7 protein-coding genes are annotated in these 12910 nt (G+C 72.6%); 6 read left to right on the forward strand and 1 reads right to left on the reverse strand.

The features are described from left to right. Positions 1-79 precede the first annotated feature (79 nt). Entirely contained in the window at positions 80-1795 is a 1716-nt protein-coding gene (locus ACFVDM_RS16305; protein WP_383639266.1) for a PucR family transcriptional regulator, read from the reverse strand. 250 nt (positions 1796-2045) lie between these two features. Here ACFVDM_RS16305 and ACFVDM_RS16310 point away from each other — a divergent pair, with 250 nt between their 5' ends. The 6 genes from ACFVDM_RS16310 to ACFVDM_RS16335 all read left to right on the forward strand — a co-directional run bounded on the left by ACFVDM_RS16310 (position 2046) and on the right by ACFVDM_RS16335 (position 12709). Further along, positions 2046-2936, forward strand: coding sequence for an FAD binding domain-containing protein (locus tag ACFVDM_RS16310; protein WP_383639269.1), 891 nt, complete (start codon positions 2046-2048; stop codon positions 2934-2936). Between the two features lie 2 nt (positions 2937-2938). Beyond that, positions 2939-3532 (forward strand): (2Fe-2S)-binding protein, encoded by a 594-nt coding sequence (locus tag ACFVDM_RS16315; protein ID WP_383639272.1) that lies wholly within the window; start codon positions 2939-2941, stop codon positions 3530-3532. Between the two features lie 3 nt (positions 3533-3535). Further along, entirely contained in the window at positions 3536-5920 is a 2385-nt protein-coding gene (locus ACFVDM_RS16320) for a xanthine dehydrogenase family protein molybdopterin-binding subunit (RefSeq protein WP_383639275.1), read from the forward strand. A 279-nt stretch (positions 5921-6199) separates the two neighbouring features. Continuing rightward, positions 6200-7657, forward strand: coding sequence for an NCS2 family permease (locus ACFVDM_RS16325; RefSeq protein ID WP_383639278.1), 1458 nt, complete (start codon positions 6200-6202; stop codon positions 7655-7657). A gap of 47 nt (positions 7658-7704) precedes the next feature. Next, positions 7705-8850 carry an XdhC family protein gene (locus tag ACFVDM_RS16330; protein WP_383639281.1) on the forward strand — a complete coding sequence of 382 codons (1146 nt, stop codon included), beginning with the start codon at positions 7705-7707 and terminating at the stop codon, positions 8848-8850. 103 nt (positions 8851-8953) lie between these two features. Then, positions 8954-12709 (forward strand): S8 family serine peptidase, encoded by a 3756-nt coding sequence (locus tag ACFVDM_RS16335; RefSeq protein WP_383639285.1) that lies wholly within the window; start codon positions 8954-8956, stop codon positions 12707-12709. Positions 12710-12910: the final 201 nt, after the last annotated feature.

Here is a 12910-nt window from a genome sequence, read left to right on the forward strand (position 1 = left end):
CCAAGAGGTCGAGTCAAGGATAGGTGAAACTTTTCACAATCGACCGGGTGTGCACGGGGCCCGGCGCGGGCCCGGGGCGTCAGCTCATCCGCAGGGCCAGGAAGAAATCGAGCTTGTCCTCCAGCCGCGAAAGGTCACGACCCGTCAACTGCTCGATACGCCCCACCCGGTAGCGCAACGTGTTGACGTGCAGGTGGAGTCGCGAGGCGCAGCGGGTCCACGATCCGTCGCAGTCCAGGAACGCCTCCAGGGTCGGGATCAGCTCCGCGCGGTGGCGCCGGTCGTAGTCGCGCAGCGGGTCGAGCAGACGTGCGGTGAACGCGCGCCGCACGTCGTCCGGGACGAACGGCAGGAGCAGCACGTGCGAGGCCAGCTCGTGGTGGCCGGCCGCGCAGACCCGCCCCGGCCGGGCCGCCGCCACCCGCCGGGCGTGCCGGGCCTCCTCCAGGGCGCCGCGCAGCCCCTCGGGCGAATGCACCGAGGCGCTGACGCCCAGGGTGAGCCGGCCGTCGTCGGCCAGGCCCGCGGCGAGCGGGGTCCGCACCGCATCCAGCAGCGTGTCGGCGTGCAGCGCCGGGTCCTCCGGGGCCTCCTCGGCCGCGGTCTCCTCCCTGTCCGCCGCCGCGAGGGCGGGCAGCGGGACGAGCGCGACGGCCTCATCACCCGTATGGGCGACGGCGATGCGGTCGGCGGAATCGGGGCCCGAGAGCGCCGGGTCGATCAGGATCTCCTCCAGCAGCGCCTGCGCGGCCGGGCCGCCGGCGATCCCGGAGCCGGAGCCGCCGGGCGCCCCGTGCTCGTCCCACTCCACCCGGGCCACGACCACCTGCCAGTGCGGCGCCGCGCCGAGCCCCGGCAGCAGCACCGGGGCGGCCACCCGCAGCCGGGCGGCGATCTCGGCGGGCGGCGCCCCCGCCTGGACCAGCTCCAGCACCTCCTGGGCCAGCCGGCGGCGCACCGTCCGGGCGGCGTCCCGCCGCTCCCGCTCCACCGCGATCAGCTGGGTGACGCCCTGGAGCAGATCGAGCCGGGCGGCCGGCCAGTCGCCCGCGTCGGCCTCCACGGCCAGCAGCCAGTCCGACAGGACCGACTCCCGGACGTCCCGGGAGGCCGGCGCGGCGCCCCGGCCGACGTTCCGGATCGGGAACAGCGCGTAGGTCACGCCACCGCTCACGGCCCGGTGCGGGGCGCGGCGGCCCGCGCGCACCGCGGCCAGATGCGCCCCGGCCAGCTCCGCGCCGACCGGGGCGGGCAGCGGCTCACCGGAGCCCGCGATCCGCCGCCCGGTGGGGGAGAGCACCCAGGCCCGCAGGTCGAGGTCGGAGCCGAGCAGATCGAGGACCGCCTCCGGGCCGCCGCCCGCCGGGCCCGAGGTCATCAGCCGGCGGTGCCGGTCCACGACGGCGGCCAGGTCCCCGGCGCGCTCGCCCGACACCTGGCGCACCACATGCTCGGTGATCGTTGCGAACGCAACGGTCTCGTGGACCGCGAACAGCGGAAGCCGGTGCCGGCGGCACGCCTCGACCAGGTCCTCCGGGATGTCGCCCAGCTCCGCCTCGCCCGCCGCGAGACCGGCCACGCCGGCCGCCGCCAGGATCCGTACGAAGGGCTCCGCGTCCCCGGCGTCCCGGCGCCAGGCCAGTCCGGTCAGCACCAGCTCGCCGCCCGTGAGATAGCGGCTCGGATCACGCAGATCCGTGGTCATCACACCACGGACCGAACGGTCCAGTTCGTCCTCGCCGCCGAGCAGCCGCAGGCCGAGGGCATCCGTCTCCAGCAGGGTGCGCAGCCGCATCTCGTCGCCGTTCTCTTTCGTTCGTGCGGGGAAGAACTGGGTATTGCCGCGAGGTAACGAGTCCCCGCCATTCGTTCGAATCTACAAGACGGGGGCGGAGACCAGCCAACTCCTTCATGGTTTCGGTGACTGCACCAGGTGGAGCAGGGCTTGTGTACTGGGCCGCACACCGCGTGAACAAGACATGAACAGGAACCGGGCCGGCCGTCCCCCAGCCCCAGCGAACGACCGATCGAGAAGAGAGCCACTCATGGACTTCCTTCGCCCCGCCGGCTGGGAGGAGGCGCTCGCCGCCAAGGCCGAGCACCCGACGGCTGTACCCATCGCGGGCGGCACCGATGTGATGGTCGAGATCAACTTCGACCACCGGCGGCCCGAGCAGCTGCTCGACCTGAACCGCATCGGTGAGCTGACCGAGTGGGAGGTGGGCCCCGAGAGCGTACGGCTCGGCGCCTCGGTGCCGTACAGCAGCATCATGGAACACCTGCGGACCGAGCTGCCCGGACTGGCGCTCGCCTCGCACACCGTCGCCTCGCCCCAGATCCGCAACCGGGGCGGCGTCGGCGGCAACCTGGGCACCGCCTCACCCGCCGGGGACGCCCACCCCGCCCTGCTCGCCGCCGGCGCCGAGGTCGAGGCCGCGTCCGTCCGGGGCACCCGGATGATTCCCATCGACGCCTTCTACACCGGCGTCAAGCGCAACGCCCTGGAGCCCGACGAACTGATCCGGGCCGTCCACATCAAGAAGGCCGACGGGCCGCAGCAGTACTCCAAGGTCGGCACCCGCAACGCGATGGTCATCGCCGTCTGCGCCTTCGGCCTCGCCCTGCACCCCGAGACCCGCACCGTCCGCACCGGCATCGGCTCCGCCGCCCCGACACCCGTCCGGGCCAAGGAGGCCGAGGAATTCCTGAACGCCGCCCTGGAGGAGGGCGGCTTCTGGGACAGCCGGGCGATCATCACCCCCTCCGTCGCCACCCGGTTCGCCCAGCTGGCCGCGGGCGCCTGCAACCCGATCGACGATGTGCGCGGCACCGCGAGCTACCGCCGCCACGCCGTCGGGATCATGGCCCGCAGGACCCTCGGCTGGACCTGGGAGTCCTACCGCGGCAACGGCCGCAGCACCGAAGGAGCCGCCTGATCATGCGCGTCAATTTCACGGTCAACGGCCGCCCGCACGAGGCCGACGACGTCTGGGAGGGCGAGTCCCTCCTCTACGTCCTGCGCGAGCGGATGGGCCTGCCCGGCTCCAAGAACGCCTGCGAACAGGGCGAGTGCGGCTCCTGCACCGTCCGTCTCGACGGGGTGCCCGTCTGCTCCTGCCTGGTCGCCGCCGGCCAGGTCGAGGGCCGCGACGTCGTCACCGTCGAAGGACTGGCCGACTTCGCCGCCCACCGCGCGGAGGCCCACCCCGGCACCGGCTGCGCCTCCGGCGCCTGCGGCGTCACCGTCGACACGGCGCAGCGCTGGAAGGCCCGGCCCACCGCCGAGGAGACCCGCGACACCGGCCCGCTCTCCCCGATCCAGCAGGCCTTCATCGACGCGGGCGCCGTCCAGTGCGGCTTCTGCACCCCCGGCCTGCTGGTCGCCGCGGACGAACTGCTGGAACGCAACCCGGAGCCGTCCGACGCGGACATCCGCGAGGCGCTCTCCGGCAACCTCTGCCGCTGCACCGGCTACGAGAAGATCCTCGACGCGGTCCGCCTCGCGGCCGCCCGCGCGGAAGAGGCGGTCTAGACGATGGGCGTCACCGGATCCCCCACCAGCATCAACCAGGGAACCCGCACCCGGGGCGGCATCGGCGAGTCCACGCTGCGCCCCGACGGCATCCTGAAGGTCACCGGCGAGTTCGCGTACTCCTCCGACATGTGGCACGAGGACATGCTCTGGGGCCACACCCTGCGCTCCACCGTCGCGCACGCCGAGATCCGCTCCATCGACGTCTCCGAGGCGCTCGCCACCTCCGGCGTCTACGCCGTGCTCACCTACGACGACCTGCCAGCCGAGGTGAAGAACTACGGGCTGGAGATCCAGGACACCCCCGTTCTCGCCCACGGCCGCGTCCGCCACCACGGCGAACCGGTCGCGCTGGTCGCCGCCGACCACCCGGAGACGGCCCGCCGTGCCGCCGCGAAGATCCGCATCGACTACCGCGAACTGCCGGTCGTCACCGACGAGGCCTCCGCGACCGCGCCCGGCGCTCCGCTCATCCACGAGAACCGCGACGACCACCACATCGGGCACGTACCGCACCCCAACATCGTCCACCGCCAGCCCATCGTCCGCGGCGACGCCGAGGCCGCGAGGGCCCGCGCCGACGTGGTGGTCAGCGGCGAGTACGTCTTCGGCATGCAGGACCAGGCCTTCCTCGGCCCCGAGTCCGGCCTCGCGGTCCCCGCCGAGGACGGCGGAGTCGACCTCTACGTCGCCACCCAGTGGCTCCACTCCGACCTGCGCCAGATCGCCCCCGTCCTCGGCCTGCCCGAGGACAAGGTCCGCATGACGCTCTCCGGCGTCGGCGGCGCCTTCGGCGGACGCGAGGACCTGTCGATGCAGATCCACGCCTGCCTGCTCGCCCTGCGCACCGGCAAACCCGTCAAGATCGTCTACAACCGCTTCGAGTCCTTCTTCGGACACGTCCACCGCCACCCCGCCAAGCTCAGGTACGAGCACGGCGCCACCCGCGACGGCAAGCTCACCCACATGAAGTGCCGCATCGTGCTGGACGGCGGCGCCTACGCCTCCGCCTCCCCGGCCGTCGTCGGCAACGCCTCCTCGCTCTCCGTCGGCCCCTACGTGGTCGAGGACGTCGACATCGAGGCGATCGCCCTCTACACCAACAACCCGCCCTGCGGCGCCATGCGCGGCTTCGGCGCGGTCCAGGCCTGCTTCGCCTACGAGGCGCAGATGGACAAGCTGGCCGCCGCACTCGGCATGGACCCGGTCGAGTTCCGTCAGCTCAACGCCATGGAACAGGGCTCCCTGCTGCCCACCGGACAGCGGGTCGACTCGCCCGCCCCGGTCGCCGAACTGCTCCGCCGGGTCAAGGCCCGCCCCCTGCCGCCCGAGCGCCAGTGGGAGAGCGCCGGCGCCGGCCCCGACGTACGCGCCCTGCCCGGCGGACTCTCCAACACCACGCACGGCGAGGGCGTCGTCCGGGGCGTCGGCTACGCGGTCGGACTGAAGAACGTCGGCTTCTCCGAGGGCTTCGACGACTACTCCACCGCCCGGGTGCGCATGGAGGTCATCGGCGGCGAACCCGTCGCGACCGTCCACACCGCCATGGCCGAGGTCGGGCAGGGCGGCGTCACCGTGCACGCCCAGATCGCCCGGACCGAACTCGGCGTCGCCCAGGTCACCATCCACCCCGCCGACACGCAGGTGGGCTCCGCCGGATCGACCTCCGCCTCCCGCCAGACGTACGTCACCGGCGGCGCGGTCAAGAACTCCTGCGAGGCCGTGCGGGAACAGGTGCTGGAGCTGGGGCGCCGCAAGTTCGGCACCTACCATCCGGCCTGGGCCACCGCCGAACTCCTCCTGGAGGGCGGCAAGGTGGTCACCGACGGCGGCGAGGTGCTGGCCGACCTCGTCGACGTCCTGGAGGACGAGGCGGTCGACGTCGAGCTGGAGTGGCGCCACCGGCCCACCGAGCCCTTCGACCTGCGGACCGGCCAGGGCAACGGCCACGTCCAGTACTCCATCGCCGCCCACCGCGCCGTCGTCGAGGTCGACACCGAACTCGGCCTGGTCAAGGTCATCGAACTGGCCTGCGCCCAGGACGTCGGCAAGGCCCTCAACCCGCTGTCCGTCCTCGGCCAGATCCAGGGCGGCACCCTCCAGGGCATGGGGATCGCCGTCATGGAGGAGATCATCGTCGACCCCACGACCGCGAAGGTGCGCAACCCCTCCTTCACGGACTACCTCCTGCCCACCATCCTCGACACCCCGACCATCCCGGTCGATGTGCTCGAACTCGCCGACGAGCACGCCCCGTACGGGCTGCGCGGCATCGGCGAGGCCCCCACCCTGTCGTCCACCCCGGCCGTCCTCGCGGCGATCCGGAACGCGACGGGGCTGGAGCTCAACCGGACCCCGGTCCGCCCGGAGCACCTCACCGGCACCTGACCGGAGCTCCCCCACCACGCTCCGGGCGGTGCGCGCCCAGGGAACGTCACACCCTCCCCGCCGCACCGCCCGGAGTCACCGGATCCCGCACCGCTCGCGGGCCCCGGACCGTTCCGCGGCGGCGTTCCGGCGCCGCCGGCCGTACCCGTTCCCCACCACTCCGCATGAACAGTTCGTCTCGGGCCGTCCCCCGGGTCGTGCCGCCAGCGCAGTCATCCCAAATCCCGCATATCGACTCGTCATCGCGGGTGCCCCTGTGAACCTTGGGAGTCAGGCATCATGACCCAGCAGTCAGTGGAACCGAAGACCGGCGCCAAGGAGGCGGGCCGCGGCTCGCGCGTCCCCGCCGGAAGATCATGGCTCGACCGGTACTTCCACATATCCGAGCGCGGATCGACCGTCGCCACCGAGGTGCGCGGCGGCGTCACCACCTTCATGGCGATGGCGTACATCCTGCTGCTCAACCCGCTCATCCTCGGCGGCAAGGACGTCGACGGCAATGTTCTCGGCCAGCCCGGACTGATCACCGCCACCGCGCTCGCCGCCGCCGCGACCACCCTGCTGATGGGCTTCGTCGGCAAGGTCCCGCTCGCCCTCGCCGCGGGGCTCAGCGTCTCCGGTGTGCTGTCCTCGCAGGTCGCCCCGGAGATGACCTGGCCGCAGGCCATGGGCATGTGCGTGATGTACGGCGTGGTGATCTGCCTGCTGGTGGTCACCGGTCTGCGCGAGCTGATCATGAACGCGATCCCGTTGCCCCTCAAGCACGGCATCACCATGGGCATCGGACTGTTCATCGCCCTCATCGGCCTCTACAAGGCCGGCTTCGTCGGCAAGGGCACCGCCACCCCGGTCACCCTCGGCCCCACCGGTGAACTCGCCGGCTGGCCCGTCCTCGTCTTCGCGGTGACCCTGCTCCTCATCTTCATGCTCCAGGCCCGCAACATCCCCGGCGCGATCCTCATCGGGATCGTCGTCGGCACCGTGGTCGCCGTCGTCGTCAACAAGGCCGCCGACGTCGACCCGAAGATCTGGAGCAGCGGCCCGCCCGAGCTGAGCGGATCCGCGGTCTCCTCACCGGACTTCTCGCTCTTCGGTGACGTCGAGTTCGGCGGCTGGGGCGACGTCGGCGCGATGACCGTCGGCTTCATCGTCTTCACCCTGGTGCTGGCCGGCTTCTTCGACGCGATGGCCACCATCATCGGGGTCGGCACGGAGGCCGGGCTCGCCGACGACCGGGGCCGGATGCCCGGTCTCTCCAAGGCGCTGTTCATCGACGGCGCGGGCGGGGCGATCGGCGGTGTCGCCGGCGGCTCCGGCCAGACGGTCTTCGTCGAATCCGCCACCGGCGTCGGGGAGGGCGCCCGCACCGGGCTGGCCTCCGTCGTCACCGGCCTCTTCTTCGCCGCCTGCCTCTTCTTCACCCCGCTCACCGCGATCGTGCCGGCCGAGGTGGCCTCCGCCGCCCTCGTCGTCATCGGTGCCATGATGATGCAGAACGCCCGGCACGTGGACTGGAGCGACCGCTCGGTGGCCGTCCCGGTCTTCCTGACCGTGGTCCTGATGCCCTTCACGTACACCATCACCACCGGGGTGGCCGCCGGCGTCATCTCGTACGTCGCCATCAAGGCGGCCCAGGGCCGGGCCCGCGAGGTCGGCGCCTTCATGTGGGGACTGACGGTGATCTTCGTCGTCTACTTCGCCCTGCACCCGATCGAGAGCTGGCTGGGCGTCAGCTGACCCTCCCCGTACGCCGTTTCCCCCACTCGTCCGCCAAGGAGACCGAGATGCTGGACATCGCCGAGGAACTCGACCGATGGACCGGGCAGGGCCGCGACTTCGCCGTGGCCACCGTCGTCGCCGTCGGCGGCAGCGCGCCCCGGCAGCCCGGCGCCGCGCTCGCCGTCGACCGTGACGGCACCGCGATCGGCTCGGTCTCCGGCGGATGCGTGGAGGGCGCGGTCTACGAGCTGTGCCGGCAGGCGCTCGACGACGGCACCCCCGTCCGCGAACGCTTCGGCTACAGCGACGAGGACGCCTTCGCCGTGGGGCTGACCTGCGGCGGCGTCATCGACATCCTGGTGACACCGGTACGGGCGGACGACCCCGCCCGCCCGGTGTTCGCCTCCGCGTTCGCCGCCGCCGCGCGGGGGGAGGCGGCGGCGCTCGCCCGGATCGCCGACGGACCCGCCGAACTGCTCGGACGGCCGCTGCTCGTCCGGCCGGACGGCGGGGTCGAGGGCGGGCTCGGCGGCCATCCGGAACTGGACCGCACCGCCGCCGCCGAGACCCGGGCCCTGCTCGACGCCGGGCGCACCGGTACCCTCACCATCGGCGCGGACGGCTCCCGCTGCGGCCGGCCGCTCACGCTGCTCGTCGAGTCCAGCGTCCCGCCACCCCGGATGATCGTGTTCGGGGCCATCGACTTCGCGGCGGCCCTGGTGCGGGCCGGGAAGTTCCTCGGCTACCACGTCACGGTGTGCGACGCCCGGCCCGTCTTCGCGACCCGGGCCCGCTTCCCGGAGGCCGACGAACTCGTCGTCGAATGGCCGCACCGCTATCTCGCCGCGACCGGGGTGGACGCGCGCACCGTGCTCTGCGTCCTCACCCACGACGCCAAGTTCGACATCCCGCTGCTGGAGACCGCGCTCAGGCTCCCCGTCGCCTACATCGGCGCGATGGGCTCGCGCCGCACCCATCTGGACCGCAACGACCGGCTGCGCCGGGCCGGGGTGACCGAAGCGGAACTGGCCCGGCTCCACTCGCCGATCGGCCTCGACCTCGGAGCCCGCACCCCCGAGGAGACCGCCCTGTCCATCGCCGCCGAGATCGTCGCCGAGCGACGCGGCGGCAGCGGACGCCCGCTCACCGGCGCGCACACCCCGATCCACCCGGCCCCGGCCCCCGTCGGACGGCTCGGATCCGCCGCCTGAGACCGCGTCCGGGACCTTCCGGAACAGGCGGTTCCCCGCCGCGGCGGTTTTCCGCCAGCCGCGGGCACTGACGAACCGGAGCGCCAACCGGTAGATCAGCAGCATGACTTCCACACCCTCCACCGCCGGCGGCCGGGCGAGACCCGTCCGCGCACGGCGCCGCGCGCTGCTGACCGCGACCGCGGTCGCCCTGACCAGCGGCGCGCTGCTGCCCGTCACCGGAAGCGCCACCGCCGCCACCGGCCCGGCCGCCGCTTCCGGCCGGAACGCCCCCGAGGCGCGCACGTACGACATCACCCTGGTCACCGGTGACGTGGTGCACTTCTCCGACGGGGCCGGCCGGCAGGACACCGTCACCGTGGACCGTCCGGACGGCGCGCCGGGCGGGGTCCACGTCCAGCAGGCCGGGGACGACCTCTACGTCCTGCCCGACGAGGCCTCCGGCCTGATCGCCGCAGGCCGGCTGGACCGCCGCCTCTTCAACATCACCGCCCTCGCGAAGATGGGCTACGACGACCGGCGCAGCGGCGGCATACCCCTGATCGCCACCTACCCGGCGGGCAACGCCCGTGCGCTGCCCGTCGCCCCGCGCGGCAGCCGCACCGTGCGGACGCTCGCCTCGATCCACGGCGCCGCCCTGAAGGCCGGCAAGGACACCGTCCGCACCTTCTGGGACGACATCGCGGCCACCCCGACGGCCCGTTCGCTGGACAACGGCATCGCCAAGCTCTGGCTCGACGGCCGCGTCGAGGCGGCGCTGAAGGACTCCGTCCCGCAGATCAACGCCCCGCAGGCCTGGGCCGAGGGCTACGACGGCAAGGGCGTCAAGGTCGCCGTCCTGGACACCGGCATCGACGCCGACCACCCGGACGTCAAGGACCGCATCCTGGAGACGAAGAGCTTCGTCCCCGGTGAGGAGGTCGACGACAAGCACGGCCACGGCACGCACGTCGCCTCCACCATCGCCGGATCCGGCGCCGCGTCCGACGGTGTCAACAAGGGCGTGGCCCCGGCCGCCGGGCTGCTCGTCGGCAAGGTGCTGAGCGACGAGGGATCCGGCGCCGACTCGGGCATCATCGAGGCGATGGAGTGGGCGAAGGCCGAGGGCGCCGACGTCGTCTCCATGAGCCTCGGCTCGGACGTCCCCGACGACGGCACCGATCCGATGGCCCAGGCCGTCAACACCCTCTCCGCGGACGGCGGTCCGCTCTTCGTCATCGCCGCCGGCAACGCCTACGGCGCCGGCACGATCGGCTCGCCCGGCTCCGCGGACCGGGCGCTGACCGTCGCCGCCGTCGACAAGCAGGACGGCCGCGCCGACTTCTCCTCCATGGGCCCGCTGGTCCGCTCCTACGGCCTCAAGCCGGACCTCTCCGCGCCCGGCGTCGACATCAACGCGGCCGCCTCGCAGTCGGTTCCGGGCATCGAGGGCATGTACCAGTCGATGTCCGGTACGTCGATGGCCACCCCGCACGTCGCCGGCGCCGCCGCCATCCTCAAGCAGCGCCACCCCGACTGGTCCGGACAGCGCGTCAAGGACGCGCTGATGACCTCGTCGAAGCTGCTGCCCGACCACACCCCGTACGAGCAGGGCACCGGCCGGCTCGATGTGAAGGCCGCGGTCGACACCCGGATCGAGGCCACCGGTTCCGTGCCGGTCGCCGCCTACGACTGGCCGCACAGCCCCTCGGACCCGGTCGCCGAACGGACCGTCACCTACCGCAACACCGGCACCGAGGACGTGACCCTCGACCTGTCGACGGACGGGGACGCGGACGCGTACACGCTGTCGACGGATCGGCTCACGGTCCCGGCCGGTTCGACCGCCGACGCTGTGCTCTCGCTGGACCCGTCGAAGGTCGCGGTGAACACCACGTACTCCGGACAGGTCCTCGCCGAGGACGCCTCGGGCGCGGTCGTCGCGCACACCGGCTTCGCGCTGAACAAGGAGCAGGAGCTCTACGACCTGACGCTGCGGCTTCGCGACCGCTCCGGTGAGCCGATGGACGGGACCGTGGTCCTCGCCGCCCTCGGCGACCCGAACCTGACGCCCGTCGCGGTCCCCGGCGACACCACGCTCCGGCTGCCCCCGGGCACGTACACCGCCTGGTCCGCCGCCGACGTCAAGGGCGACACCGCCGACTCGAAGGCACTCGCCTTCCTGGCCGCCCCCGAGATCGTCCTCGACAAGCCCTCCACCGTGACCCTCGACGCCTCCCGCGCCCACAAGGTCGAGGTGCGGACGCCGAAGGAGACCGAGACCCGGCAGCTGCGCTACGACATGGCGCGCACCGCCCCGGACGGGACCGTCCAGCGCGACGCGTACCAGATCCCGCTGACGTACGACCAGTTGTGGGCGAGCCCCACCGAGAAGGTCACGCAGGGCGGCTTCTCCTTCCTGACGCGATGGCGGCAGGGCGAGAAGCTGGTCGACCTGACGGCCGGCGGCCGTGATGTGGACGTGGCCGTGCAGGGCGGCTCGCCGGTCGCCGAGGACCGGCGTCAGAAGCTCGCCACCGTCTTCGCCGGTGAGGGCGCGCCCGCCGACTACGAAGGACTGGACGCCCGGGGCAGGGCCGTCGTGATCCGCAGCGGCGACGCGGTGGCCCCCGCCGACCGGGCGGCCGCCGCGATCGCGGCCGGTGCCGAGGCGCTGTTCGTCGTCAACTCCGGTGACGGCGTGCTGATGGAGTCCTACGCCGACTACGGCACCACGCTCCCGATCCCGGTGGCCTCCGTGCGCCGGCTGGCGGGCGAGGACCTGGTGAAGCAGGCACGGCGCGGCGCGAAGGTGACCGTGGTCCAGCGGAAGTACGCCCGGTACGTGTACGACCTGGTCGACCGCCACGACGGCACCGTCCCGGACGGCTCGCTCGCCTTCGCCCCGTCCGCCCGCCGGCTCGCGAAGGTGGAGAACACCTTCTACGGCCACCGGGACGTCGTGGGCGGCGGTTACCGCTACGACATCCCCGACTACGGCTACGGCATCGGTTTCGCCGAGTACGAGAAGTACCCCGCCACCCGCACCGAATGGGTCACGCCGCTGCCGGGCGCCTCGTTCTGGTACGAGGACCACTCGGTGTACAACGAGACCGGCACGGACATCTCGCTGGAGCAGCGCAGCGGCGACCTGGACTACACGGCGGGCCGCACCTACCGGGCCGACTGGTTCGCCCCGGTCGCCCGGCCGCGTCTGGGCACCGGCTACTGGGGGCCGAGCCGTTCGCAGTACGGCGACATCCAGTACAACGTCACGCCGTGGACGGACGGCGGCGCCGGTCATTCGGGCGCCATGCCGGACAAGGAGTACGACACCGGCACGGCCGCGCTCTACCAGGGCGACACGCTGCTCGACCAGGTGCCGGGACGCGCGGGCTACGCCGGGAACCTCGCCCCCGAGAAGCTGCCCTACCGCCTCGTCCTGGACGCCTCGCGCGACGCGGACACCTGGAAGACCTCGGTGCGCACCCGCACGGAGTGGGCCTTCGAGTCCGGTGCGCCGGACGCCGACGGCCCGTTCCAGGTCGACATCCCGATGCTCCAGCTGGACTACGGCGTCGCGACCGACCTGGCCGGTGACGTGAAGGCCGGCGGATGGACCGAGATCGCTCTCGCCTCCACCACGCAGGAGTGGCTGGAGGGTGCCGTGAAGGCCACGAAGGCCACCATGTCCGTCAGCTACGACGACGGGAAGAGCTGGAGCGCGGTGCAGCTGAGGAAGGACGCGGCCGGTTCCTGGACCGCCCGGTTCAGGACCCCCGCGAAGGGGGCCGGGGCCGTGTCGCTGAAGGTGCACGCGGAGGCCCCCGGCGGTCTCGCGGTGGACCAGGAGATCATCCGGGCCTTCGGCCTCAAGTGACCCGCTGAGAAACGCGTTCGAGGCGGTCGCGCACCCCGGGGGACCGGGGGCGCGGCCGCCTCTTCCGTGCCCCGCGAAGATCAAAATTTGCCCGCTTTGCCCGTATATGGTGGGCGATAACGCCAGAAAGGGATTTTTTGCGGTGCGACGGAAGTTGCCACGGCGCCATCCGGAGGCTTATAAGAGGAACGTGGCCGAGGC

This window comes from Streptomyces sp. NPDC057682 (assembly GCF_042799575.1).
GTDB lineage: Bacteria > Actinomycetota > Actinomycetes > Streptomycetales > Streptomycetaceae > Streptomyces.

What these genes read in the sequence shown, in the direction of transcription:
- ACFVDM_RS16320 (WP_383639275.1), top strand. Translation starts at nt 3,536, where the DNA reads ATGGGCGTCACCGGATCCCCCACCAGCATCAACCAGGGAACCCGCACC.
- ACFVDM_RS16305 (WP_383639266.1), bottom strand. Translation starts at nt 1,795, where the DNA reads ATGCGGCTGCGCACCCTGCTGGAGACGGATGCCCTCGGCCTGCGGCTG.
- ACFVDM_RS16335 (WP_383639285.1), top strand. Translation starts at nt 8,954, where the DNA reads ATGACTTCCACACCCTCCACCGCCGGCGGCCGGGCGAGACCCGTCCGC.
- ACFVDM_RS16310 (WP_383639269.1), top strand. Translation starts at nt 2,046, where the DNA reads ATGGACTTCCTTCGCCCCGCCGGCTGGGAGGAGGCGCTCGCCGCCAAG.
- ACFVDM_RS16325 (WP_383639278.1), top strand. Translation starts at nt 6,200, where the DNA reads ATGACCCAGCAGTCAGTGGAACCGAAGACCGGCGCCAAGGAGGCGGGC.
- ACFVDM_RS16315 (WP_383639272.1), top strand. Translation starts at nt 2,939, where the DNA reads ATGCGCGTCAATTTCACGGTCAACGGCCGCCCGCACGAGGCCGACGAC.
- ACFVDM_RS16330 (WP_383639281.1), top strand. Translation starts at nt 7,705, where the DNA reads ATGCTGGACATCGCCGAGGAACTCGACCGATGGACCGGGCAGGGCCGC.